Source organism: Pseudomonas sp. SG20052, assembly GCF_031766055.1.
GTDB classification, from domain to species: Bacteria; Pseudomonadota; Gammaproteobacteria; order Pseudomonadales; family Pseudomonadaceae; genus Aquipseudomonas; species Aquipseudomonas mandelii.
This window is the reverse complement of the sequence record NZ_CP134498.1, coordinates 4,258,355-4,283,930: the sequence shown is the minus strand read 5'-3', so window position 1 is coordinate 4,283,930 and position 25,576 is coordinate 4,258,355. Positions and strand designations below refer to the sequence as shown.

Sequence of the window (25,576 nt, the reverse complement as noted above, 5' to 3'; positions counted from 1 at the left end):
CCCCTGTAGGAGCGAGCCTGCTCGCGATAGCGGTATATCAGTCACATTGCTGCAGGATCTGCCTACGTCTTCGCGAGCAGGCTCACTCCTACAGTGGGTCTGTTCAGCAAACGCATGGCCTGTTCCAGCAACAGTGCAATCACAATCGCGCCCGCCGCAATCACAAACAACAACCCATGCTGCCCGCCGCTGGCATTGAACAGCGCCGAATACGCAAACCCGGCAATCGCCTGGAAGGTGGCGAATGAAACCGTCGCACGGCTCCAGGCAATCTGCTGCTGGTGATGGTTCGGCAGCAGTTCATGCACCCGCGCCAGCGCCAGTGGAACGATGCCTGGCGGGAACGAACCGAGGATCACGGCCAGCACGGCCAGCGCCGTAAACGAACTGGAAATCGACAGCAGGCCGACGGCAATCGCCTGCACCACCAGCACCAGGCGGATGCTCAGCTTTGCGCCCAGTTGATCGGCCAGAAAACCGTAACTCACCGGCCCGATGATCGCGCCCAGTCCGTACATCACCCAGATCAGCGCGCCGATGTGCGGGCCGGCGCCGAGGCCGCGGGCCACGTAATCCACCAAAAACACCATGGCCGGCACCAGCCCGGCGGCCATGAAGGCGTATTGGGCGAACAACAGGTACACCCCTGGGTCGGTTGGTGTGGTGGTTTTCTCGATCGACACCGCAGCGGCTTGATGATGCGCCTCTTTCGGCCAACCGAACCAACTCGTGGCTGTCAGAAGCAGTGACAGCAGCCCCAGGCCAAACCAGGTTTGCTGCAAGCCAAGGCTCAGCAGCGGCGGCACAATCGTCCCCGAGCCGGCGATGCCCAGGCCGATGCCGAGGAAAATCGCACCGCTGGCCAGACCTCGGCGGGACGCCGGCACGTGGGGCAATACCGTCGCGGCCACCAACACCATGATTGCGCCACCGGCAACCCCCGACAGCAATCGCCAGCCGAAGAACCAGCTCACCGACAATGGAAAACCACAGGCGAAAAACGACAAGGTCACGGCCAGCATCATCAGGCGTAACGCGGTTTTGTTCGACGTGCGGTTGGCCACTGGCCGGCCGATCAGCGCACCGATCAAGTAACCCACGAGGTTGGCGGCGCCGAGGTACACCACGTCGCTGGCGGAAAACCAGTGCGCCTGGATCAATGAGGGAATCAGCGGCGTGTAGGCAAACCGCGCCAGGCCGATGCTGACCAGGCTGGCGCTGAGGCCGGCGAAGATCGGCAGCCAGATCGCACTGCGCGAGGTAGTCGATGTGCTGTGCATGGGAAAGGTCCTGAGAAGGTTTTACGCTGGCCTTCAGACTATCCCGATCGGTAGATGTAATAACGCGGCGAGTTTGCGCTATGGTGATGCAAATTTGCATCAGCGGGGTAGCCGTATGAATTGGGATGACGCACGGGTGTTTCTGGCGGTGTGCCGAGAGTCGACGCTGCGGGGCGCGGCGCGGGTGCTGGGGGTCGATCAGGCCACGGTCGGTCGACGGATCACGTCGCTGGAGAAGTCGTTGAGTGCGACGCTGTTTCTGCGCACCTCTGAAGGCTATGCGCTGACAGCGGTGGGGGAGGCGGCACTGACGGCCGTGGAAAAAATGGAGCATTCGGCACTGGAACTGGAGCGTCGGATTCAGGGGCTCGACGATCGACTGACCGGGCTGGTGCGGGTCAGCACCACCGATTCCCTGGCCATCGATTTTCTGATCCCGGCCATTGCCCACTTACATGAACAGCACCCCGACGTGCGCGTGCAACTGGACGCCTCCACGCAGATTCTCAGCCTGGCCAAACGCGAAGCCGACATTGCCGTGCGCAACACCCGACCGGACAACCCGGACCTGATCGCCCGTCGCATCGCACGCTGGCCGGTGGGTTTGTTTGCTTCTCAGAATTACGTAGATGCCCATGGCGTGCCAACGCCGGGCTCGGCGTTCGAAGGGCACGACCTGGTGGTGTATCAGCCGTACCTGCAAGGCAATAAAGACATGACCCTGGTCTCGGAACCGCTGGGGCGCGGGCGGATTGTGGCGAGTCTGAGTTCCAGTCTGCTGGTGCGCCGATCCATCGCGACGGGGCTCGGGGTCGGGGAAATTCCGGTGTACATGGGGGAGAGGGACGGGCTGGTCAGGTTATGGCCGGAGCGCACGCGACCGGTGCCCTATGACGTCTGGCTGGTGACCCACGCGGACTTGCGGCATACGGCCAGGGTTCGGGCGGTTATCGATGAAATTGTCGCGGTGTTTTCCGGTACCGGCGAGTGAGTCGTCGCTAATCGAAGGACTCACACAACCCTTGTGGCGAGGGAGCTTGCTCCCGCTGGGCTGCGGAGCGGCCCCCTATCTATCTAAAGAGAAGGGGACTGCTTCGCAGTCCAACGGGAGCAAGCTCCCTCGCCACAGATGATGTGATTGGCTGGTAAAAGCCTGGGGACACAGAAGCCCCCAGGTCAGTCACGGTCATGGCATTTCCGGCAGTTCTTGCGGGCGCAGGTCAAACACCAGCACTTCGGCATCCACACCGTTGCTCAACGCCAGCACCTGCTCATCACGAACCCGCACGCCATCACCTTCTTGCAGCTGCACGCCATTGAGTTCGACGCTGCCACGGGCCACGTGCACATAGGCGTAGCGGTTGGCGGCCAGTTCCAGTGTGGCGCTTTCCTTGCCGTCGATCAGCGCGGCATACACCCGTGCGTCCTGACGCACCTTCAGCGAACCCTTGGCCCCGTCGGGGGAGATGATCAGTTGCAGGCGCCCACGTTTTTTCTGGGTGCTGAAGTGCTCTTGCTGATAACGCGGTTTGGCGCCGCTGACGTCCGGCACGATCCAGATTTGCAGAAAGTGCACCGGCCGCGTGGCCGAGTGGTTGTACTCGCTGTGGGCCACACCGCTGCCGGCGCTCATCAATTGCACATCGCCAGGACGGATCACCGAACCGGTGCCCAGGGTGTCCTTGTGTTCCAAAGCACCTTCGAGCACGTAGGAGAAAATCTCCATGTCGCGGTGCGGGTGCTGGCCGAAGCCTTTACCGGCCGCCACACGGTCATCGTTGATCACCAACAGGTCAGAAAAACCCTGCTCTTTCGGGTTGCGGTAATTGGCGAAGGAAAAGGTGTGGAACGACTTCAACCAACCATGATTGGCGGCGCCGCGATCCGAGGCTTTGCGAAGGGTCAGCATGATGAAATCTCCTGTGGGGACGTTGATTCGTCCGAGTGAGGAGAAGGTTAATGGTTACTGGCTGGTGCAATAAGTAGATGGAAATTGAAATACTGTCGCTTTGTGGTTGACAGTAATAAGCGTGCGATTGCGTATTCTTATCCGACGCTGGCGCCGGACATTGGCCATAATGCACAGCAATGCCCGGCAAGAACCCTGTAGGAGCGAGGCTTGCCCGCGAAAGCGTCATTACATTCAATATTTATGCTGACTGACACACCGCTATCGCGAGCAGGCTCACTCCTACAGGGGATTGGTGTTTGTTAGAGGGACCTTCTTTTGACTTCAGTGACTGTGAACCCATGAAAACCGTGGCTATGGTGTTGTTTCCGGACTTTCTGCTGCTCGACATGGCCGGGCCCATGGAAGTGTTTTCCATCGCCAATCGATACCTGGCAGCAGATGACCGTTATGAACTGGCGACCATCGGCACCGAGCATGGCGCGCTGCGGGCCTCCAACGGCGTCAGCGTGCAGGCCGATCTGCACATCGATCAGGCCGATCAAGCCTATGACCTGCTGCTGGTGCCGGGCGGCCCGGGCGCGTACAACGAAAAACATCCGCCGTTGCTGTGTTGGCTCAAAGCCGCTGTCGATCGCGCCGGGCGCTATGGCTCTATCTGCACCGGCGCGTTCGTGTTGGGGCATGCCGGTTTGCTGGACGGTTATCGCGTCACCACCCACTGGCATTATACCGAACGGCTGATCAAAGGCTTTCCCAAGGCGACGGTGGAGACCGATCAGATTTACGTGCAGGACCGCAACCTCATCACCTCCGGCGGCGTCACTGCCGGTATTGACCTGGCACTGGCGGTGGTCGCCAAAGACCACGGCAAGAAAGTCGCCCAGGACGTGGCCAAGGTGTTGCTGGTGGTGATGAAACGCCAGGGCGGGCAAGCGCAATTCAGTCCGTTGATGGCCACTGTCGCGCCGCAGGAAACGCCGATCACCCGCGTGCAGAATCACGTGCTCGAACACCTCGACGAAGCCTTCAGCATCGAACGCATGGCCGGCCTGGCGAACATGAGCACGCGGCACTTCGCCCGGATGTTTGCCCGGGACGTGAACATGACGCCCATGGAGTTTCTGCAAAGCGCGCGCATCGATTGCGCCAGGAATCTGCTGGAAACCAGCGATCTGCCACTCAAGACCGTGGCCTTCAAAAGTGGCTTTGGCAGCGTGCGCCATATGCGCTTTCTGTTCGCTGAAAAGCTCGGTCTGACCCCGACGCAATACCGCGAACAGTTCAGCTAGAGCGTTCTTGGCCGTTGTGCGCACCGCAATGGCCGTGACGCTCCCCCCAGGGCAGTTGTACCGTCACCGAGGCCTGCCAAGATAGCCGTGAACTCTTTGCAATGGAGGTGCGGGAGCCTGGAAGGTGGGTGCGATCGATATTTCTGCACTGTGAGCCGGGCCAGGTTTTCAGCACGCAAACGTGCATGAACAGCTTCAGAGATTTAAACAGCGATACGGTGCTGCGGTTCGGCCCCTACGCCTTTCACCAGCGGCAACGGCTGATCCTGGACGGTGATCGGCCGCTCCGCATGGGCGGTCGCGCCCTGGATATCCTCCAGGTGCTGGTTGAGCGCGCCGGCCATGTGGTCAGCAAGGACGAGTTGATTGCCCACGTCTGGCCGACGTCCGTGGTCGAAGAAATCAACCTGCGCGTGCATATTGCGGCGCTGCGCCGGGCGCTTGGCGACGGGCAGAACGGTGAGCGCTACATCGTCAACATCCCCCAGCGCGGTTATAGCTTTGTCGCCCCGGTGGAGTCGGTGCCGGCGACCACCGTGGTCTCGATCGAGACCGTGCTAAAGCATCAGCACAACCTGCCTGCGCGGCTCACACCCGTGACCGGACGGGACTCGATGGTCGGCAGCCTGGTCCGGCAATTACCGGTTCGGCGGCTCATGACCCTGGTCGGCCCCGCTGGCATCGGCAAAACCACCGTGGCGCTCCGCGTGGCCGAACTGCTGTTGCAGCACTATAAAGATGGCGTTTGGCTGGTGGATTTCGCGGTGCTCGATGATCCCGCACGCGTGGTGGATCACCTGACACAAACCCTGGAACTGGAGGTCGGCACAACCCTGGACGTGTTGGCGAATCGGCATATGTTGCTGGTGCTCGACAACTGCGAACACCTGTTGGAACGCTGCCGGGCATTGGTCGACGATTTGCTGGCGTCGGCGCCTCGGCTGTCGATTCTCGTCACCAGTCGTGAACCGCTGATGGCGGCGGGGGAAACAGTCCAGCGCTTGCCGTCGTTGGCGGTGCCGCCCGCGTCGGCGTTGCACAGCGTAGCCGAGTCCATGGGCTACTCGGCGGTGCAGCTGTTCGTCAGTCGCGCCCGAGCCCGTCAACAAGGGTTTGCCTTGCGCGAACAGGACCTCAAGGCAGTGCGTGAAATCTGTCGACGGCTCGACGGTTTACCGCTGGCCATTGAACTGGCAGCGGCGCAGATCGATGCGCTGGCATTGGTCGGCTTGCAGGCTCAACTGGATAACTGTTTTCAACTGCTGACTCAGGGCCGGCGCACAGCCGTGCCCCGGCATCAGACCCTCAAGGCCGCGCTGGACTGGAGCTATGAACGGCTGAGCCAGGGGGAGCAAACCGTGTTGCAGCGTCTCTCGGTGTTCAAGATGTCCTTCACCCTGGAGGCGGCGATTGGCGTCAGCAGTTGCGAGCTGCTCAAACCCGATCAACTGGCGACGCTGGTGCAGCGGTTGGTCGCCAAGTCGCTGCTGTCGATGGATCAGGTCAACGGCACCACGCGGTACCGCTTGCTCAATACCACGCGCACCTATGCCCTGGAGAAACTCGAACACAGCGGCCACCTGCGTACGTTCGAACAGCGCTACTCGCATTACATCAGCCGGGCACGCTGGGTCTCAGGCGTTCAGGTGCCCATGCAGCTCGTCGAGTAGCCGACGGACTTTGCTCAGGTCCGGGGTAGCAAAGCCTTCGGTGAACCGGTTGTAGATCGGCGTCAGCAGTTCATGAGCCTGCTGATGCCGACCCTGACGCTGCCACAATTGCGCCAGCGAAGTGGCGCTGCGCAGCTCCCAGGCCAGGGCGCCCTGATGCCTGGCGACATTCAACGCTCGCAGCAATACCTCCTCCGCCATCTCGCTTTTTTGGGAGCGAGCTTGCTCGCGAACGCGTTCACTCGGGTCATCCACTGCCTGCGCATTTTCTTCAGTCAGCAACGCATCAGCCCTGGCCCGCAGTATCTCCGCCGTGCTCCAGCCCGCTGCCCCGGTATCGGCCCGTTGCCACAAGGCGTCATCGACGAACGTGGCGTCCAGCGTGACCATGATTTCCTTGATCAGCCCGGCACCCGGCGGTGGCGCCGACGGTGCTCCAGCCTGGTCGATCACTTGCGCGTAGTGTTGCGCCCACGTATGAAACAGCAGCACCGAATGTTTCTGCGCCTGTTCCAGTAGCAGCCGTAACAGTTTGCGTGCGGTTGTACTGTCGCCGTTGTAGTGGGCGATCAGGCAGCCGGCCAGCGCCAGGGTGTAGCAAATGGAGGTGCCGTGGTTGATCTGCAGCGCGATGTCCAGCGCCTGGCGGGCGGTGCGCCACGCCTGCTCCGGCTGACCTTGCAACCAGAGGATGCGCGCCAGAATTGTCAGGGCGGCCACGCTCTGATCGTATTGCACGCCAAAGCCGTGGGTGAAGCGGTTGAGGTGCCCGCTCTGGGCCATGCGCTGGATGACCTGTTCGGCATTCACCCGGGCCAGTTGCTGATTGCCGGCAAAGTGCAGGGCCAGGACGCGCAAGCGGTGCGTGCTCAGCGACAGCACGGGGTCACCCTGGGCGCCCAGGCGGTCGAACAGCTGGCTCTGCTCCAGCGCCATTTGGTAGTGGCCGCAACTGAGATTGACCGCCATGTGCCCGGACACCGCTCGCAGTTGACCGGCCACGTCGTTGTTGTGTCTGGCCAGGGTTCTGGCGCTGACGAACGCGGCAATGGTTTCGGCCGTGCCGCCCTGGGTGTGGTAGCAGGAACTGCCGAGGGCGAGCTTGAGGGCCATTTGCAGGTGAGGACAGGGCTCGGGCGCGGCCTCCAGCAAGGCCAGCGCCTTGCGCACGTAAACGCCATGTTCCTTGAGCAGCGACAACTCCTGCCACAGCGGCGTCGACGTCGCGGTCAGCCGGATCGCCAGCGCCTGCGAACCTTGGGCGTTAAAGCCCCAGTCGAGGGCCGAACGAATGTCATCCAGACTGCGGGCGTAACGCTCGATCCACAGGCCCGTGGAAATCAGCTCCCAGTCAGTTTGAGCCTGATGCATCAAGGCCAGGCAGCGTTCGGCGTGGCGCTTTCGGGTGTCCGGCAGGTCCACAGTCTGGTCGAGTTTTTCCAGTGCGTAGCTGCGGGTGGTGTCGAGCAAGCGGTAGAACACTTCTTCGTCGCCCACTTCCACGTTCAGCAACGACTTGGCCACCAGTTGCGTGATCGAGCCAAACACCTCGCCGGGCTCGATGTGTTCGCCGACGATCACCGCCGCGGCCGACTCCAGCGTAAAACCGCCCCTGAACACCCCCAGTCGGCGCAGGCAGGTTTGCTCGCAGGCGTTGAGCAGTTCGAAACTCCAGTCGAGCGTGGCGCGCAGGGTCTGGTGCCGGCCCAGCGTCGACGGACAGCCTTGGGTGAGCAGGCGAAAACTGCCTTGCAACTGCGTCAGCAACCCGCTCAGACCAAAGTGACTGACTTGCGCCGCCGCCAGTTCGATGGCCAGCGGAATGCCGTCCAGGCGGTGGCAGATGTCAATCAATAACGGCAGGTCGTCATCGCTCAGCTCGAAACTGTCCTGGCTCGCCATGGCCCGCTCGACGAACAGTTGCAATGCGGAAAAGGTCAGCGCCTGGGCGCGGTCCAGCACCGCGATGGGGGGTGGGCAATCAAGCGATTCGAGACGCTGGACGAACTCACCTTCGGCCCGCAGGCTCTCGCGGCTGGTGGCCAGGATGTGCACGTGCGGCGCGGCGCGCAGGATGCTTTCACAGAGCAGCGCGACCGCGTCGAGCAGGTGCTCGCAGTTGTCGATCACCAGCAGCATCCGCCGCTCGCGCAGGAACGCGGCCAGTCCGTTTGTAGATTCGGCATCGTGCAGGGACAAATCCAGCAGCGTCGCCAACTGGGCGCTGATCATGCTCGGATCGCTGAGCGGCGCCAGGTCCAGCAGGCGAATACCGTCCCGGTAGCGGCCGATCAACAGTTCGGCGACGCGCAGCGCCACGGTGGTCTTGCCGATGCCACCGGGGCCGACGAGGGTGATGAAGCGCTGGCGTGACAGCTGAGTGACCAGGTTTTCGACCAGCGATTGACGACCGATCATGCGCGTCCGGCGGATCGGCAGGTTATGGGCGCTCGGCTGGAGGCTTTCGCTCGCAGGGTGCTGCTCGATGGACTCGAGGGAGAAGGGCGCGACAAAACTGTAGCCGCGCTGAGCGACAGTGACGATATAGCGCTGGCCGGCCTGGCCGTCGCCGAGGGCTTTGCGCAGCGCCGCCATGTGCACGCGCAGGTTGATGTCTTCGACGACGCTTTTGGGCCATACCCCGGCGATCAGTTGCTGTTTGCTGACCACGTTTGGGGCGTGCTCCAGCAGGATCAGCAGAATATCCATGGCGCGCCGGCCCAGGCGCAGGGGCTGGTCGGCCTCCAGCACCAGGCGTTGTCCGGGATAGATCCGGTAGGGGCCGAAATGGATGGCCTGTTCTGGGGAAAGGGTCAACGTGTCGCTCCTGCTTGCAGCCGTCTGGTACGCGGTTTCCGAGCATATTCCTCAGGTTTTTCCGGCAACGCAACGAGGTGTTCGCCTGACTGTCGGGTATCCGCTGCAACTGCCTGTCCCTGGCGTCCCTGGCAGGCGCCGCATTTATTGAGGGGCAACCTTGGCAAAGCCGCTGTTGAGGCTTTTGGCGCGCCAACGAAAATTAACAACGTTTAACTCGTCCTGCGTCTGGTCTACGCCCAAAACTCTGCTGCTTCAACACCCGCTGGTCTTGTAGGCGCGAGCCAGCTCGCGATAGCGGTGGGTCAGCTTGCATCGATGTGAATGTGCCGCCGCCATCGCGAGCAGGCTCGCTCCCACAGGGAATTGTGCCGGGCTGGCGAGTGGGGCATGTAGCAAAGGGATCAACTTGTCATGAGGACACCGGGATGAGCAACGTGGTGGTGGTCTATCACAGTGGCTACGGGCACACCCGGGTCATGGCCGAAGCCGTGGCCCTGGGTGTGGAACGGCACGTGGGCAGCACCTGCCTGCTGGTTCCGGTCGATGAAGTGGACCAGCACTGGGACCGGTTGCACAGCGCCGACGCCATCATCTTCGGCGCCCCGACCTACATGGGCAGCGCGTCGGCGCAGTTCAAAGGCTTCATGGAGTCCACGGCGGCGTTCTACCTCGCCCAGCCGTGGCGCGACAAACTGGCCGCCGGCTTCACCAATTCCGGCTGCCTGTGCGGCGACAAACTCAACACCTTGCTGCAGATGGCGGTATTCGCCGCGCAGCACTCGATGATCTGGGTCGGCCTCGACCTGCTGCCGGCGCGCTCCAGCACCGGCGCCTTCGACGGGCAAATGAATCGCCTCGGCAGCTCGCTCGGCGCCATGGCCCAGTCGAATGTCGAACAGACCCCGGACCTCGCCCCACCTCCCGAAGACCGTTGCACCGCCGCGCACCTCGGCGAGCGGGTGGCGCGGCTGGCTGAACGAATGAACCCATCACCGCTTTGATACACCCCCAACACTCGCAAAGGAGACATCGCATGAGTACATTCACGACCCGAGATGGCACCGAGATTTACTACAAGGACTGGGGCACCGGCCAACCCATCGTCTTCAGCCACGGCTGGCCGTTGAACGCCGACAGTTGGGAGTCGCAGATGATCTTCCTGGCCTCCAAAGGCTACCGGGTGATCGCCCACGACCGTCGTGGTCATGGCCGCTCCAGCCAGCCGTGGACCGGCAACGACATGGACACCTACGCCGATGACCTGGCGCAGTTGATCGAGTTGCTCGACCTCAAAGACGCCGTGCTGTTCGGCTTCTCCACCGGCGGCGGCGAGGTGGCGCGCTACATCGGTCGCCACGGCACCGGTCGCGTGGCCAAGGCCGGGCTGATTTCCGCGGTGCCGCCGCTGATGCTCAAGACCGAAGCCAACCCCGGTGGCCTGCCGATCGAAGTGTTCGACGGCATTCGCCAGGCATCTCTGGCCGACCGTTCGCAGCTGTACATCGACCTCGCCAGCGGGCCGTTCTTCGGCTTCAACAAACCGGACGCCAAGCCGTCCCAGGGCATGATCGACTGGTTCTGGATGCAAGGCATGATGGCCGGTCACAAGAACGCCTACGACTGCATCAAGGCGTTCTCGGAAACCGACTTCACCGAAGACCTGAAGAAGTTCGACATCCCGACGCTGGTGGTGCACGGCGACGCGGACCAGGTGGTGCCCTTCGAAGCGGCGGGCATCGCCTCAGCAAAACTGGTGAAAGGTTCGCAGCTGAAGGTCTACCCCGGCGCGCCCCACGGCTTGACGGATACCCACAAGGATCAGCTCAATGCTGATCTGTTGGCGTTTCTCAAGGGGTGATGTGCCCCGGCGCGGGCATGGACCCGCGCCGGTTTTCGCTCTGATAAAACAGGCTTTATAACGCGTGAGTTTGAGCGGTGCAGGCGCGACGTGGGGGAAGGGTGCGCACCGCACGGCAACGCCACGCAAACGGGTTGATGCCTTCGCTCCGGGTGAAGATGTGGCAGAAATGCGCCTGATCGCAGAAGCCGCATTCGAGGCTGATTTGCGTCAGCGTCATGTCGGTGTTCTGGATCAATTGCTTGGCCCGGGCGATGCGTTGATGACGAATCCAGTCTTGCGGCGAGAGCCCGGTGCTGCACTTGAACGCTCGGGAAAAATGACTGCGCGACAGGGCGCAGGCGCGGGCCAGTTCGGTGACTTCAACGGTTTCACCCAGGCGTTCGAGGATCAGTTGCTTGGCCAGCTCTTCACGCCATGGGGTCAAGCCGCCGGTGGCTTTTCTGGGTGCTTCATCGACTGCAGCACGGGCGACGTTTTGCTGAGAATGGGCCATGACAAATGTCCGTGTCGGTGAGCTTCATTCTTGGTTGCGAGGCCTTGTCAGGCGAGTTAAACGTTGTTAATTCCTCATGCCGGGTGGGCAGTCTCACGTAAAGTCAGAGACAATCGTTACCCTCAAGCCTGGCTGAACACACAAGGAAACCGTGCCTATGAACCGTAACGATCTGCGTCGCGTCGACATGAACCTGCTGGTGATTTTCGAAGCGTTGATGTTCGAAAAGAACCTGACCCGGGTCGCTGAAAAACTGTTCATGGGGCAGCCGGCGGTGAGTGCGGCGCTGGGGCGGTTACGGGATTTGTTCGACGATCCGTTGTTGCTGCGCAATGGTCGCGCCATGGAGCCGACGGCGCGGGCACTGGCTATTCTCAAGGAGCTGCAACCGGCGATGGATGTGATTTCCGGGGCGGTCAGTCGGGCGAAGGAATTCGATCCGACGACCAGTAGCGATGTGTTCCGCATCGGGCTGTCTGACGATGCCGAGTTCGGTTTGTTTCCGCCGTTGTTGCGGCAATTGCAGGAAGAGGCGCCGGGGATCGTGGTGGTGGTGCGTCGCGCCAACTATCTGCTGATGCCGGCGTTGCTGGCCTCGGGTGAGATTTCCGTGGGGGTGAGTTACACCACGGATTTGCCGGCGAATGCCAAGTGCAAGAAGTTGCGGGACATTCCTTGCAAGGTGCTGCGCGGGGACAAGCGGCCGGGGACGCTGACGCTGGACGAATATTGTGAACGTCCGCATGCCATGGTGTCGTTCTCGGGTGATTTGAGCGGCAATATCGATCTGGATCTGGCCAAGGTCGGTCGCAGCCGTCGGGTGGTGTTGGGTGTGCCGCAGTTCAGCGGGTTGCGGGCGTTGTTGGCCGGGACTGAGATGATTGCCACGGTGCCGGATTATGCGGCGTGTGCGCTGGTGGAGGGGTGTGCGTTGCGGGCGGAGGATCCGCCGTTTCCCATTGATGCGGCGCAGTTGTCGATGGCCTGGAGTGGGGTGCATGACAATGATCCGGCGGAGCGGTGGTTGCGGTCGCGGATCAGTGAGTTTATGTCGAGGCCTTTGGTGGTTTCGGCTTGAACGTGGCGGCCTTCGGGCCGACCAGGTTCCCCTTGATGTACCCCATCCCCAAGTGGGAGCGAGCCTGCTTGCGAAGGCGGCCTGATAGCCGACCTATCTCTTTCAGGTGTACATATCCATTTCTGCGGTAACGGCTGCTTATGGTTTCGCTCTTACAGCGACTCACTTTTCCAAACGCCGAAAAGTAAGCAAAAGGCTTCGCCCCAGCGTCCGGCCCCTCGCCTAGGCTCGGCGTTCCCTCGCTCCGGCATTCATCTGGGGGCATCGCCTCCGGTCGGCTTCGCTTCGACCTCCTCTCGATGTGTGCGGCTTCGCCGCACGGCGCTACGCGCCCACCCCCAGATGAACGCCTCCACTCGGCCTCCCGAAGGGGCGGGCAGATCAAGATCAAAAGCAGGCGAGCTAACGCTCGGCCTAATGAGTGGTGAAAAGCGAAGCGTGTACACCGAACCCCTTGTAGGAGCGAGGCTTGCCCGCGAAGGCGGCCTGACAGCCGACCAATCTCTTGCAGGTACCCACATTCCACTGTAGGAGCGAGGCTTGCCCGCGAAGGCGGCCTGCCAGCCGACCAACATTTTGCGGATACACCCATTCCACTGTAGGAGCGAGGCTTGCCCGCGAAGGCGGCCTGCCAGCCGACCATTCTCTTGCAGGTACCCACATTCCACTGTAGGAGCGAGGCTTGCCGGCGAAGGCGGCCTGCCAGCCGACCAATCTCTTGCAGGTACCCACATTCCACTGTAGGAGCGAGGCTTGCCCGCGAAGGCGGCCTGACAGCCGACCAACATTTTGCGGATACACCCAATCCAATTGTGGGAGCTGGCCTGCCAGCGATGGCGGCCTGCCAGCCGATCAATATTTCGCAGATGCACCCAATCCAATTGTAGGAGTGAGCCTGCTCGCGATGGCGGCGTATCAGCCACCATCAATGCTGAATTATCCACCGCTATCGCGAGCAGGCTCGCTTGTATGGTAGGACTTGAAGGGAGGAGGAGGGACAAGGCTCGATTCTGACTGTTGACGCAGTACAGACTGTGGGAGATTTCGCCCCTCCTCCTTTCACCCAAGCGCCGATAAAGAATGCATCTGGCTAGACCGACGATAGGAACAAGCCTGCGCCTCTGGGTGAGCCCTTCAAGTGCTCAAACCTTATCTCGGAGGAAATCCTATGGCAATGCCGGTCTCTCTATCAAAACCGATCGTGGGCGTGGATGTCGCCAAGAATGAACTGGTGATTTATCAGGCTGATAACGATTTGCTTAAAGAGATTCCCAACACTAAAACATCCATCAAGCAGTGGCTGAATACGTTGCCGGGGACGGTGGCTATTGCCATTGAGGCGACCAACATCTATCACCTGGACTTTGCTGATCTGGCCTATGAGGCCGGATGTGCGATTTACATGGTGGGAGGCTATGAACTCAAACATTATCGCGAAGGCGTGAAAATCCGCGCCAAAACCGACGCGCTGGACGCCAAGTTGCTGGCCCGTTACCTGAAGAACGAAGCCGAGGAGTTGCGCCCCTGGACCCCTCCATCACCGCTGTACCGCCAGCTCCTGAGCCTCTTCCGCCGCCGGGCTGCCTTGGTCCAGGCTAGGGTTGGCCTGGTGCAGAGTTGGTCGAATGAGCCGCTGCTGAAAGCGGCTTTTGCAGAACAAGTGAAGTCCATGCAGCAGCTTGAAACGCTGATCGAAAAGACGATCAACGATCAGCTCAAAGAAGCCGGTTTACTCGGTCAACTGAAACGTTGCCTGAAAGTTGAAGGCATTGGATTTTTGACTGGGGCTCGCTTGATAACTGCATTTCAGCGCGGGGATTTTAGAAACGCGGATGCGTTTATCGCCTTCCTGGGCATGGATTTACGGGTGTCTAAATCAGGACAGAAGGACGGTCGCCGCAGTTTGACCAAGCGCGGTGACCCCGAGGCCCGCCGGCTTCTGCACAATGCAGCGATGTCGGCTAGCCGTACGAAAGCCTGGAAAGGGTTTTACGAAGCCCAAAGAGCCCGGGGCTTCAGCACTACTGAGGCGCTGGTGATGCTGGCTCGCAAGCTTGCGCGGGTGGCATTCGCCTTGCTGAAAGGGCAGAGCGAATATCAGTCAAAGGTCAGTTGAGGGTTTCCCCTCAACCATAGAATCTCCCACAGGATCTTCGTCGGTTGTAGATCTGGCTCATCCGCAAAACAGCACGTACATCCAATTTTCCCCGCTCCCGTCCCGGCACTATCAAACCAGGTCCCGGCGTATGAACGTCGGTGGTTTTTCATTTGTGCAGGTAGCCCATGAATACATCGCGATGGGATGAGCGGGCGCAGGATCTCGGACTGCTGTTTTTGCGGGTCACTGGCGGTGTGTTTCTACTGTGGGTGCACGGTTTGCCGAAGCTGCTTAACTTCAGCGCTCAACTGCAAGTCATCGAAGACCCGTTTCACCTCGGCGCGAATGTCACTCTGATGCTGGCGATTTTTGCCGAGGTGCTGTGCCCGTTGCTGATTATCGCAGGGGTGTTGGTGCGTCTGGCGTGCCTGCCGATTTTGGCAGTGTTGCTGATTGCGCTGCTGGTGGTGCATGCGCAATGGAGTCTCGATGAAGGGCAGTTCGGTTGGCTGCTGTTGATTGTGTTCACCAGCCTACTTATCGCCGGGCCGGGACGGCTGGCGCTCAATGTCCGATTTGCCGGAGCTTTGCGTTATGCCTGAATCCAATCGTTTCGAGGAAGTCGTGACCCTGGTCATCAAGCACCGGGTCAAGGCCGGTTTTGAAGCGCCCTATGAAGCCTGGTTGCGCAACATTGTCAGCATCGCCGGGCAGCAGGAAGGGCACTTGGGCGTGGATGTGATGCGCGGTAAAAACGCTGGCCTGGACATGTACACCTGCGTGCTGCGCTTTTGTTCCACCGACGCGATGCAGCGTTGGCTCGATTCGCCGCAGCGCCTTGAGTTGGTCAACGAAGCCACGCCGATGCTCGCCGATGGCGACCAGACCGAGGTCAATCCGGTCAACGAATTCTGGTTCGCGCCGCAGGCCGACGCCGCTTCGCCACCGCCGCCGCGCTGGAAGCAGGCCGTGGTGACCTTGCTGGTGATTCTGCCGCACACCTTGCTGGTGCCGCTGCTCTGGGGCCCGCTGCTGCAACTTAACGCCATCCTGTCCAATTACGTGGTCGCGACGTTCCTGATCACGCTGACCATCGTCGTTTCGGTGGTGTACCTGTTCATGCCGATGGCGACGCGTCTGTTCGCGCCCTGGCTGTCTCAATCCACTCCGTCCAAGGAAACGCGATGAACGCCGATCTGATTTTATTCAATGGCCAATTTCATACCGTTGACCGTGAAAACCCACGCGCCAGCGCGGTGGCGATCCGCGAAGGTCGCTTCGTCGCGGTCGGCACCGACGCTGAAGCCATGGCCCTGCGCGGGTCGGGCACGCAGGTCATCGACCTCAAGGGTCGTTGCGTCATTCCCGGCCTCAACGACTCGCACTTGCACCTGATTCGCGGCGGTCTGAACTACAACCTCGAACTGCGTTGGGAAGGCGTGCCATCGGTGGTCGATGCCTTGCGCATGCTCAAGGACCAGGCCGATCGCACGCCCACACCGCAATGGGTGCGGGTGGTCGGTGGCTGGAACGAATTCCAGTTCGCCGAAAAGCGCATGCCGACCCTCGAAGAACTCAATCAGGCCGCGCCAGACACCCCGGTGTTTGTCCTGCATTTGTACGACCGCGCGTTGCTCAACCGCGCCGCATTGCGCGTGGCCGGTTACACCCGCAACACGCCGAACCCGCCGGGTGGCGAGATTGTGCGCGATGCCAACGGTGAGCCGACCGGCATGCTGGTCGCCCGTCCCAATGCGATGATTTTGTACTCGACGCTGGCCAAGGGGCCGAAGTTGCCGTTGGAGTATCAGGTCAACTCGACGCGCCAGTTCATGCGCGAACTCAATCGCCTCGGCCTGACCAGCGCCATCGATGCCGGCGGTGGTTTCCAGAATTATCCCGACGATTATCAGGTGATCGAACAGTTGGCCAAGGACCAGCAGCTGACCATTCGCATCGCCTACAACCTGTTCACGCAGAAGCCGAAAGAAGAGCTGACCGACTTCAAGAACTGGACGTCGAGCGTGACCCTGCATCAGGGCGACGATTACCTGCGACACAACGGCGCCGGGGAAATGCTGGTGTTTTCGGCGGCGGATTTCGAGGACTTCCTCGAGCCACGTCCTGACCTGCCGCAGACCATGGAAGATGAGCTGGAACCGGTGGTTCGCCACCTCGTCGAGCAGCGCTGGCCGTTCCGTCTGCACGCCACGTACAACGAATCCATCAGCCGCATGCTCGACGTGTTCGAGAAGGTCAACCGCGACATTCCGTTCAACGGTTTGCCATGGTTTTTCGACCACGCTGAAACCATTACGCCGCAGAACATCGAGCGGGTGAGGGCGCTGGGTGGCGGTATTGCGATTCAGGATCGCATGGCGTTTCAGGGCGAGTATTTCGTCGAGCGTTATGGCGCCAAGGCCGCCGAGGCGACCCCGCCGATCAAGCGCATGTTGGCCGAAGGGGTACCGGTCGGCGCCGGTACGGATGCCACGCGGGTGTCGAGCTACAATCCTTGGACATCGTTGTACTGGATGGTCAGTGGCCGCACCGTCGGTGGCCTGGAACTGCACGCCGAGGGCCTGTCCCGGCAGACCGCGCTGGAGCTGTTCACCCACGGCAGCGCCTGGTTCTCGTCCGAGCAGGGCAAGAAAGGCCAGATCAAGATTGGCCAACTGGCGGATGTCGCGGCGCTCAGCGCTGACTTTTTCAGCGTCGATGAAGAAGCGATCAAGTGGATCGAATCGGTGTTGACCGTGGTCGGCGGCAAGGTGGTGTACGCCGCCGGTGATTTCGAAAAACTGGGACCTGCCAGCGTGCCGGTGCTGCCGGACTGGTCGCCGGTGGTCAAGGTGCCGGGTCATTGGCGTCCGACGTCGCCGATGCAGGCGCAGGTTCACCATTGCAGCGGGCCGTGCGGCGTGCATGCCCACAGCCATGAAAAGGCCCGGTTGTCGAACGCGCCGGTCAGCGATTTCGCCGGTTTCTGGGGCGCGTTCGGCTGCTCGTGCTTCGCGTTCTGACGATCACAAAACGCGCCGATGCGCTGCGTCGGCGCCTTGCGTAATACCCATCCATCGAGGAGTTTCACATGAGCAACGTTCCGTACAAGCGCCTGAACAAAGACGATGCCGTAGTCCTGTTGGTCGACCACCAGACCGGCCTGATCTCGCTGGTCCAGGATTTCTCGCCGAACGAATTCAAGAACAACGTGCTGGCCCTCGCGGACCTGGCCAAGTTCTTCAAATTGCCGACCATCCTCACCACCAGTTTCGAAAATGGCCCGAACGGCCCGATGGTGCCTGAGCTCAAGGAACTGTTCCCGGACGCGCCGTACATCCCGCGTCCAGGCCAGATCAATGCCTGGGACAACGAAGATTTCGTCAAAGCCGTTAAAGCCACTGGCCGCAAGCAACTGATCATCGCGGGTGTGGTGACCGACGTATGCGTGACTTTCCCGACGTTGTCGGCACTGGCGGAAGGCTTTGAAGTGTTTGTAGTGACCGACGCCTCGGGCACCTTCAACGAAACCGTGCAGCAAGCGGCCTGGGCACGCATGTCGGCGGCCGGAGCACAATTGGTCAACTGGTTCTCGGTGGCGTGCGAGCTACAGGGTGACTGGCGCAACGACATGGAAGGCCTGGCGAACCTGCTGTCGCCGCGTATTCCGAACTATCGCAACTTGATGAACAGCTACGTGGCGCTGACTTCGAAGTAAGCCCGGCGATCTATAAAAATGCCCGCGACTGTGCGGGCATTTTTATGTCTGGGACAACCTCATTGGGTGGTGAGGTTTTTTGTGTCGAGGGAGCTTGCTCCCGCAGGGCTGCGAAGCAGCCCCATTTTGGTGAGCGCTGCGCGCTCAAGCGGGAGCAAGCTCCCTCGCCACAAAAGTACGCCACCACAACATTCAGGCAGCCACAAAAACTAGGCCTGTTGGCGTTTTTGCAGCCAGTTGAGGAAGCCGTTTTTCTTGATCGGAACCGGTTTGGCCATCAGCGCCAACCGGCTGTTCTGCTGCCGCACCGCTTGCAGCTTGTTCAGTGCCCGACCCACTTCAACCCGTTGTTCCATGCAACCACGGGTCAGGGATTTGTCGATCCGGTAAATGATGCACGAGGTCAGGGTGGTGAAGGTGGCCTGGGACGGTGTATCGGTGAGCACGCTTTGTTCACCCATCACCTCACTCGGCCCCATGCGCCCGGCTTCGGTTTGCCCGGTGCCATCGGGCACGGTGGCGCTGACCACGCCTGTGGCGATCACCATCAGGCTGTCCGGCACTTCGCCCAATTCCAGCACCACCTGACCCGCCGCGTATTGCTGCGGGACCATGGACTGAGCCAATTGATCACGCTCGTCCTCGCTCAGGGAGCGGAAGACTTTCACTTCATCCAGCAACGCCCGTGCGCGGGTTGTCGGTTCAATCACACCATCGATCTGCCGGGAAATTCCCGCCGCTTCGAGGTGCCGGTGCGCCAGGTCGAACAGCTGATTGCGCACCTCGCTCTTCTTGCCGAGCTCGGCGATAAAGCCGCTGGCCACGTACTCGGACATGGTTTCGCCAGCCTCTTTGAGCACGGCTTTCGGCGCCGGGCTGAGCAGCAAGCTGCTGCTGCCTTGAAGCGTGCGCTCCAGCGCATCCAGCACCCGACGCGGGCGGATGTGGTTGGGCACTTGAATGCTGATCGACACGCCGTGCATGTTGGTAGGCCGGCTGAGGTTGACGATTTTCGCCTTGGCCGCCACCGAATTCGGCACCACAGCGGTGCTGCCGGCGCTGGTCAGCAGGTGCGTGGCGCGCCAGTCGATGTCGAGGACTTTGCCTTCGACGCCATCGATCATGATCCAGTCATCCACCTGATACGGCTTGGTGGTGTTGAGCACGATCCCGGAAAACACGTCGCTCAAGGTGCTTTGCAACGCCAGACCGACGACGATGGCCACGACACCGGACGTCGCCAGCAAGCCTTTCACCGGCAGCTCCAGCACGTAACCGGCCGCCGCGACGACTGCAATCAGGAACACCAGCGCGCCGATGACGTCCTGCAACAAGCGACCGCTGTGACCGATGCGGCGCATCAGCACCAGGCCGATGACTTCGGTGAGCACCCGCGCGGAGTACAGCCACCAGAGAATCCCCAACGCCGTGGCGCCCAATTGCGCGACACGATCCTCGGCGAACAACGGTGCCTGCAACGGGCTCACACCGGCATTGATCACCAGGGCGCTAAACAGCACAAACAACGCCAGCCGCACGCCAACCCGCGTGACGCGATGCTTGAACGGCGCGAGGTGCCAGAGCACGGTGTCGATCACCAGCAGCAGGGCACTCCAGGACAGCAGGTGAGCGAGGACAAAAGACATGGGAGAACTCCGGCAGACTGGTTGTTGTTGGCGGTAGTTTTTTGAAGGAGCCAGGCTTGCCGGCGAAGGCGCCCTCAAGTACGCCTTCGCCGGCAAGCCTGGCTCCTACAAAAAGCAGCCTCACCACACATTGCTGTGTGGCGAGGCGAGGTGACTCAGTTCAAGTGAGTCTTGAGTTCCAGTGCTGCCTGACGAACCGCCGCCTTCACCTCCGGAATCTGGCTCAGCGGGTTGAGCAGGCCGAAGTCGTGGATCATGCCGTTGTATCGCACCGCCGTGACCGGCACACCGGCGGCGTCGAGGTGGCGGGCATAGGCTTCGCCCTCGTCACGCAACACGTCGAACTCGGCGGTTTGCACCAGGGCGGCGGGCAGGCCTTTGAGCTGTTCGGCGCTGGCTTGCAACGGCGAGGCATGGATCTGCGCACGCTCGGCCTGGTCGGTCGTGTAGTTGTCCCAGAACCAGTTCATCATGCCCTTGGTCAGGAAGTGGCCTTCGGCAAATTGCTGGTACGAGCCGCTCTCGAACTGTGCGTTGGTCACCGGCCACATCAACAACTGGAAGCGCAGCGCCGGGGCTTTCTGTTCCTTGGCCATCAACGCCACGACCGCCGCCATGTTGCCGCCGACACTGTTGCCGGCTACCGCCAAGCGCTTGCCATCGACGCCGATGTCCTTGCCATGCTCGGCCACCCAACGGGTCGCGGTGTAGGCCTGGTTGATCGCAGTCGGGTAATGCGCTTCCGGCGACGGCGTGTAATCGACATACACCGCGACAGCGCCGGAGCCGACCACCAGATCGTGGATCAGACGCTGGTGAGTCGGGTAATCGCCCAACACCCAGCCGCCACCGTGGAAGAACATGAACACCGGCAATTCACCTTTGACCTTGGCCGGCCGGACGATTTTCAGGTTGATGGTTTGCCCGTCGACCTTGATCGCACGATCGCTGACGTCCACACCCGACAGATCAACCTTCACCGAGTTTTGTGCACCGGTCAGCACCGCACGGGCATCTTTGGGGCTCAACTGCTCAAGTGGCTTGCCACTGCCGGCGGCGAGGGCTTCGAGGAAGGCCTGGGTATTGTGTTCGACGCCCGGGCTGCCAGCGGCGAATGCATTGCCGATGGAAAGGGCGAGAAGGGAAGCGGTCAGGGTGTGTTTGACGATGTTCATGGGGCAAATCCTTTTTAATTAATTAATTTTTGATTACCTGAGGTCAGGTCGCTGCTGGCGCTGTAGGTCAGGCCTCAGCAACACCGTGGACACAGATTAATAGGTCGCCCAAAAGGGAAAAAGCAGCTATAAAGTGTTTGACTGTCAACCAAGGCGTGACAATGAACCCGTTCGAAGATATGCGTATTTTTTGCCAGGTCATGGACTCCGGCAGCTTCACCTCGGCAGCCGATCAATTGGGCCTGTCCAAGCAGTTTGTCAGCCGGCGCTTGATGCAGCTCGAAGAGCGTCTGGGCGTGCGCCTGCTCAATCGCTCCACGCGGCGGCTGGACGTCACGCCGCTGGGCCAGAGTTATTACGAGTCCGCGTTACGTTTGCTCGGTGAAGTCGAGCAAGTGGAGCAGGGCATCGCCGGCCAGACCACCGAGCCTCGCGGCACCATCCGCGTGAGTGCGCCGTTGTCGTTTGCGCTGGCGCATCTGGGTTGCTTGCTGCCGTTGTTTTTGCAGCGCTATCGCGATGTCACGGTGGAAGTGGACTTGAGCGATCGGCCGGTGGACTTGCTCAGCGAGGGTTACGACCTGGCGTTGCGCATCGGCATCCTGGAGGACTCGACCCTGATCGCCCGCCGCATCGCCTCCATCCAGCGCGTGTACTGCGCCAGTCCGGCCTATCTGGCTGAGCGCGGCACGCCGCTCAAACCCGAAGATTTGCACACTCATGACTGCCTGCCTTACGGCCACGGGCGTCAGGTGCAATGGCGTTTCGAAGGGCAGGGCAAGCCGCTGAGCGTCAACGTGACGGGCCGGATGCGGGTCAACAACGGGGAGTTGCTCAAGGATGCGGCGGTGGCCGGGATGGGGATCACTTACTTGCCGACGTTCATTGTCGGTTCGGCGCTGAAGGAGGGGCGGCTGGTGCCGGTGCTGGATGAGTTTCGTCCGCCGCCGCTGACGTTGTCGGCGGTGTATCCGCAGCATCGCCAGAGTTCGCGGCCGGTGCAGGCGTTGATCGAGTTTTTGCGCGAGCGGCTGGATCGGGTTGAGTGTGGGTTGTAGAACGCCGGATCACACATCTCCTTGTAGGAGCGAGGCTTGCCCGCGAAGGCGTCGTGACATTCAAAACAAGCGCTGACTGATACAACGCCTTCGCGGGCAAGCCTCGCTCCTACAAGGGATTTGTGGAGCTTGAAGGTCAGTCTCTGTCAGGTCCTTTTGTCATCGCCTGGCTCGCCATCGACATGCACGCCGCGGTCGTCGCCGATTTCGCCCGCGCGGTGTACACCGTGATCGTCGCCGGGCTCAGAGTGAGTGCCGCTGCGCCCGGATGAGGCTGAGCTGCCTGAGTGTCCCGAACCATGGTCGCTGCTGCTGTGACCGCTGCCGCTGTTGCCGCCGCTGCCGTTTCCACTGTGGCCGCCGCCATTGCCACCGCCGCCGCTGCCACCGTGACCACCGCCATTGCCGCCGCCCCCGCTTCCGCCACCGGAACCGCCGCCGCCGTGACCGCCGCCACCGCCACCGGAACCGCCGCCGCCGTGACCGCCGCCACCGCCACCGGAACCGCCGCCGCCGTGACCGCCGCCACCGCCACCAGAACCGCCGCCGTGACCTCCGCCACCACCGCCAGACCCACCTCCGCCGTGACCACCACCACCGCCCCCGCCGCCCGATCCACCGCCGCCACCACTACCACCATCCTTGGCCTGGGCACTCGATACCCCGGACAAGCTGTCCGGGATCAATACGGTAGACGCCGACAGAACTGCGCCAATAGCTACTGCCAGTAAAAGCTTGTTGATGTGCATGTCGTTCTCCGTCTTCTTATTCAGGTTGGAACGTTGATGAACAATGCAACTTGCTGCTCGATTCAATGGGAGAACACCGCAACGCGCCGATTAATTCAGTGGCAACGCGTATGAACGATGAACGGTACACATCGACCCTGTTCCAGCGGGTCAGTGAATACTCGAGGCCAGTTCGAAGATCGGGATGTACATCAGGATCACGATGACCCCGATCAGCAGGCCGATGAAGGTCATGAGCAAGGGTTCGAACAGCCGCACGAACCATTCGATCCAGCGGCTGATTTCTTCGTCGTAGAAGTCAGCGCTGCGCTCCATCATCTGGCCGAGGTTGCCGGATTGTTCGCCCGCTCGAAGCAAGCGCAGGGAGACTGGGGTCACCAGGTGATTGAGCTCCAGCGCGGCCGACAGTGATTGCCCCTCGCGTACCCGTTCGCAGGCCTGGTCCAGGCGCACGCGGGAGGCGGGGGTGAGCAGGCCGCGAACCATGCCCATGGCGGTGACGAGGGGAATGCCGCCCTGCAACAGGATGCCCAGGGAGCGATAGAAGCGCGCGAGTTCGTACATGAAGATGCGTTGATGGACCGCCGGGAGTTTTTCGATCACACGGTCGACGCCCCGACGAAAAGCCGGTTGTCGCTGAAGAAAGCCGAGGGCGACGATGATTGCCGCCAATGCGCCGAAGAACTCACCCTGGTGGGCGTGCAGGAACATCCCGCAGCTCATCAGCACTTGCGACAGCCACGGCAGATTCGACCCCAGCCCTTCGAACACCAGGCTGAAGCGCGGCACCACGTAACCCATCAAGAACAACACCACGCCACCGCCCACCACCAGCAACAGCAGGGGGTAGATCGAAGCGCTGACGATTTTTTGCCGAACCTCGTCCATGCGCTGGCGATAGCTGACATAGCGGCCCAGGGCATCACCCACGGCGCCGGTCTTCTCACTGGACTGCACCAGCGCGACGTAGAGCGGAGGGAACACTGTCGACAGCTGGGCCAATGCCTGGGAGAACGATTTGCCTTCATACAGCAGGCGCACCAGTTCGCTCAACGTTTTACGGGCCTGTGGCGCGTTCTCTTTTTCTGCGAGGCTTTCCAGCGCATCGATTAACGGCAGGCCGGCGTTGAGCAAGGTGGTCAGTTCCTGGCTGAACAGCACCAGATTGAATGTCTCGCGCTGTCGAAGGCGCAACGCGCGCCAGTGCCGCTCGACGTGCAGGCTGACTACCCGCAAGCCCTGGTCTTCGACGATGCGCCGGGCCTCGCTGTGGCCGGGGGCCTCGACGGTCATCGAGACCACGCCAGCCTTGCCCACTGCCTTGAGATGAAAGCGCATGGTCGGCCCCCCCCCGTCATTGCCAGCTGGTGACTTCGGCGTTTTCGCCTTCGCCGCCGGGTTGGCCGTCCTTGCCCATGGACAGCAGATCGTATTCGCCGTTTTCGCCGGGGTAGCGGTAGTTGTAGTTACGACCCCACGGATCCTGCGGCAGTTTTTTCTGCAAGTAAGGACCGGTCCATTTGGTTTCATCGCTTGGCGCAGTGACCAGCGCCTGCAAACCTTGTTCGGTCGATGGGTAATGACCGACCTCCAGACGGTACAGGTCGAGCGCTTTGCCCAAGCCTTCGATTTGCGCCTTGGCCACCTTCACTTCGGAGCGGCCCAGTTGGGCGAAATACTTCGGCGCGACGATGCCGGCCAACAGCCCCAGCACCACCAGCACCACCAACAGTTCGAGCAGGGTGAACCCGCCTTGAGGACGCGGGGCGGAACGCAAACGCTGATTCATGATGACCTCACACAGTCGGCAGAAGGGTCGCCATGGAGGCGTATGCAATTGCCATGCTCACCCCCGGTCATTCTTCCACAACCCCTGTATTCCGGGCCTTTGCGCTTTCGGCACAGTGCTTGCGTATGGCTTGTTTACTACCGGCCATTGGGGCATTACCCCCATTTTTCGGGGCCGGGCAGGGGAGACAAAAAAATGAAAACACTCACCACAGGACTGCTCGGCTGTTTGCTGCTGACGAGCGTCGTACAGGCCGATGTGTTCGTTTCCGTGGACGCCAAGGGCAGTTACGTACTGTCCAATGTTCACCGTCCCGGCCGCACCTATGAACGGGTGATTCACGAGCCCCAATCCTCGCTGGTCGGTCTTGATCAGCAGCCCCAGATGATTGCCAGGCAACCCTATGCAGAGCTGGTGTCGGCGGCCGCCACGGCCAATGAATTGCCGGCCGCGTTGTTGCACGCGGTCATCCGCGAAGAGTCCCGCTACAACTCGGATGCGACGTCCCCCAAAGGCGCCGGCGGGCTGATGCAATTGATGCCCGATACCGCCCGGGAGATGGGGGTGAAAAACGTCTATGACCCCAAGGCCAACATCCAGGGCGGCGCCAAATACCTCAAGCGCCTGCTGACCCTGTTCGACAACGACATCACCCTCGCCGTGGCGGCCTACAACGCCGGGCCGCAAGCGGTGCTGAGCCGTGGCGGAGTGGTCCCGCCGTTTGCTGAAACCCAGCGTTATGTGCCCAGCGTCTTGCGTCAGTACCGGCGCTTGCAAGGCTTGGCCATGGACGCACCGCTGTGATTGGCGAGTGTGGGGAACGTCCCCCAATAGTGGGGCAACAAGGACTGGGCCGAAAAGTGGGGAATAAGTGGGGAATATCCCCCGGGTTCTCAGATCGTCGCTTCAAGTGGCTGAAAACTAACTGAATTATTTATGG

General features: G+C 61.3%; 22 protein-coding genes. 13 read left to right on the top strand and 9 right to left on the bottom strand.

Annotation, left to right across the window (positions count from 1 at the left end):
* Positions 1-62: 62 nt before the first annotated feature.
* Positions 63-1,280, bottom strand: a complete 1,218-nt coding sequence (locus RHP74_RS19635; RefSeq protein WP_311096146.1) for a YbfB/YjiJ family MFS transporter — start codon at positions 1,278-1,280, stop codon at positions 63-65.
* Positions 1,281-1,395: 115 nt separating this feature from the next.
* Between RHP74_RS19635 and RHP74_RS19630 the strand changes: the two genes are divergently transcribed.
* Complete coding sequence (locus RHP74_RS19630) at positions 1,396-2,271, top strand: LysR family transcriptional regulator (RefSeq protein WP_311096145.1); 876 nt, start codon at positions 1,396-1,398, stop codon at positions 2,269-2,271.
* A 195-nt stretch (positions 2,272-2,466) separates the two neighbouring features.
* Here the strand turns inward: RHP74_RS19630 and RHP74_RS19625 are convergent, their stop codons facing one another.
* The gene (locus RHP74_RS19625) at positions 2,467-3,189 is read right to left on the bottom strand and encodes a pirin family protein (protein ID WP_010455748.1); all 723 of its coding nucleotides are present in this window, start codon (positions 3,187-3,189) and stop codon (positions 2,467-2,469) included.
* A 341-nt stretch (positions 3,190-3,530) separates the two neighbouring features.
* On the opposite strand from RHP74_RS19625, the gene RHP74_RS19620 reads away from it, so the two are divergent.
* Together RHP74_RS19620 and RHP74_RS19615 are read left to right on the top strand one after the other, a co-directional pair.
* A complete protein-coding gene (locus RHP74_RS19620; RefSeq protein WP_042932737.1) occupies positions 3,531-4,481 on the top strand; it encodes a GlxA family transcriptional regulator in 951 nt (316 codons plus the stop codon).
* A 185-nt stretch (positions 4,482-4,666) separates the two neighbouring features.
* Positions 4,667-6,151 carry a winged helix-turn-helix domain-containing protein gene (locus tag RHP74_RS19615; protein WP_311096144.1) on the top strand — a complete coding sequence of 495 codons (1,485 nt, stop codon included), beginning with the start codon at positions 4,667-4,669 and terminating at the stop codon, positions 6,149-6,151.
* Here the strand turns inward: RHP74_RS19615 and RHP74_RS19610 are convergent.
* Positions 6,116-8,968, bottom strand: a complete 2,853-nt coding sequence (locus tag RHP74_RS19610) for a winged helix-turn-helix domain-containing protein (RefSeq protein ID WP_311096143.1) — start codon at positions 8,966-8,968, stop codon at positions 6,116-6,118. The genes RHP74_RS19615 and RHP74_RS19610 overlap by 36 nt on opposite strands.
* 428 nt (positions 8,969-9,396) lie before the next feature.
* Here RHP74_RS19610 and RHP74_RS19605 point away from each other — a divergent pair, with 428 nt between their 5' ends.
* Positions 9,397-9,972: a flavodoxin family protein gene (locus RHP74_RS19605; protein WP_102595815.1), complete on the top strand. Its 576-nt coding sequence runs from the start codon at positions 9,397-9,399 to the stop codon at positions 9,970-9,972.
* Positions 9,973-10,004: 32 nt separating this feature from the next.
* Positions 10,005-10,829: an alpha/beta fold hydrolase gene (locus RHP74_RS19600; RefSeq protein ID WP_077748146.1), complete on the top strand. Its 825-nt coding sequence runs from the start codon at positions 10,005-10,007 to the stop codon at positions 10,827-10,829.
* A gap of 55 nt (positions 10,830-10,884) precedes the next feature.
* On the opposite strand, the gene RHP74_RS19595 is transcribed toward RHP74_RS19600, so the two are convergent.
* The gene (locus tag RHP74_RS19595; RefSeq protein ID WP_010455736.1) at positions 10,885-11,325 is read right to left on the bottom strand and encodes a helix-turn-helix domain-containing protein; all 441 of its coding nucleotides are present in this window, start codon (positions 11,323-11,325) and stop codon (positions 10,885-10,887) included.
* Positions 11,326-11,482: 157 nt separating this feature from the next.
* Between RHP74_RS19595 and RHP74_RS19590 the strand changes: the two genes are divergently transcribed.
* From RHP74_RS19590 to ycaC, 6 genes are all read left to right on the top strand, one after another.
* Complete coding sequence (locus RHP74_RS19590) at positions 11,483-12,403, top strand: LysR family transcriptional regulator (protein WP_145306316.1); 921 nt, start codon at positions 11,483-11,485, stop codon at positions 12,401-12,403.
* Between the two features lie 1,168 nt (positions 12,404-13,571).
* Positions 13,572-14,519 (top strand): IS110 family transposase, encoded by a 948-nt coding sequence (locus tag RHP74_RS19585; protein WP_042932411.1) that lies wholly within the window; start codon positions 13,572-13,574, stop codon positions 14,517-14,519.
* Between the two features lie 167 nt (positions 14,520-14,686).
* Positions 14,687-15,103 carry a DoxX family protein gene (locus RHP74_RS19580; protein ID WP_200666567.1) on the top strand — a complete coding sequence of 139 codons (417 nt, stop codon included), beginning with the start codon at positions 14,687-14,689 and terminating at the stop codon, positions 15,101-15,103.
* Positions 15,096-15,689, top strand: a complete 594-nt coding sequence (locus RHP74_RS19575) for an antibiotic biosynthesis monooxygenase (RefSeq protein WP_102595898.1) — start codon at positions 15,096-15,098, stop codon at positions 15,687-15,689. The genes RHP74_RS19580 and RHP74_RS19575 overlap by 8 nt, the downstream gene beginning before the upstream one ends.
* Positions 15,686-17,524, top strand: coding sequence for an amidohydrolase (locus RHP74_RS19570; protein ID WP_010455731.1), 1,839 nt, complete (start codon positions 15,686-15,688; stop codon positions 17,522-17,524). The genes RHP74_RS19575 and RHP74_RS19570 overlap by 4 nt, the downstream gene beginning before the upstream one ends.
* A gap of 68 nt (positions 17,525-17,592) precedes the next feature.
* Positions 17,593-18,219 (top strand): isochorismate family cysteine hydrolase YcaC, encoded by a 627-nt coding sequence (gene ycaC, locus RHP74_RS19565; RefSeq protein ID WP_010455729.1) that lies wholly within the window; start codon positions 17,593-17,595, stop codon positions 18,217-18,219.
* 209 nt (positions 18,220-18,428) lie between these two features.
* Here the strand turns inward: ycaC and RHP74_RS19560 are convergent, their stop codons facing one another.
* Both RHP74_RS19560 and RHP74_RS19555 read right to left on the bottom strand, forming a co-directional pair.
* Complete coding sequence (locus RHP74_RS19560; protein ID WP_311096142.1) at positions 18,429-19,865, bottom strand: mechanosensitive ion channel family protein; 1,437 nt, start codon at positions 19,863-19,865, stop codon at positions 18,429-18,431.
* 155 nt (positions 19,866-20,020) lie between these two features.
* On the bottom strand, positions 20,021-21,040 hold the full coding sequence (locus RHP74_RS19555; protein ID WP_311096141.1) for an alpha/beta hydrolase: 1,020 nt from the start codon (positions 21,038-21,040) through the stop codon (positions 20,021-20,023).
* A gap of 161 nt (positions 21,041-21,201) precedes the next feature.
* Here RHP74_RS19555 and RHP74_RS19550 point away from each other — a divergent pair, with 161 nt between their 5' ends.
* Positions 21,202-22,098, top strand: coding sequence for a LysR family transcriptional regulator (locus tag RHP74_RS19550; RefSeq protein WP_288113924.1), 897 nt, complete (start codon positions 21,202-21,204; stop codon positions 22,096-22,098).
* A 146-nt stretch (positions 22,099-22,244) separates the two neighbouring features.
* Here the strand turns inward: RHP74_RS19550 and RHP74_RS19545 are convergent, their stop codons facing one another.
* The 3 genes from RHP74_RS19545 to gspG form a co-directional block, all read right to left on the bottom strand.
* On the bottom strand, positions 22,245-22,847 hold the full coding sequence (locus tag RHP74_RS19545) for a hypothetical protein (protein ID WP_311096140.1): 603 nt from the start codon (positions 22,845-22,847) through the stop codon (positions 22,245-22,247).
* Positions 22,848-22,997: 150 nt separating this feature from the next.
* Positions 22,998-24,185: a type II secretion system F family protein gene (locus RHP74_RS19540; RefSeq protein ID WP_311096138.1), complete on the bottom strand. Its 1,188-nt coding sequence runs from the start codon at positions 24,183-24,185 to the stop codon at positions 22,998-23,000.
* A gap of 16 nt (positions 24,186-24,201) precedes the next feature.
* A complete protein-coding gene (gspG, locus tag RHP74_RS19535) occupies positions 24,202-24,636 on the bottom strand; it encodes a type II secretion system major pseudopilin GspG (RefSeq protein WP_077750400.1) in 435 nt (144 codons plus the stop codon).
* A gap of 195 nt (positions 24,637-24,831) precedes the next feature.
* On the opposite strand from gspG, the gene RHP74_RS19530 reads away from it, so the two are divergent.
* Positions 24,832-25,440 carry a lytic transglycosylase domain-containing protein gene (locus RHP74_RS19530; protein WP_010455720.1) on the top strand — a complete coding sequence of 203 codons (609 nt, stop codon included), beginning with the start codon at positions 24,832-24,834 and terminating at the stop codon, positions 25,438-25,440.
* Positions 25,441-25,576: the final 136 nt, after the last annotated feature.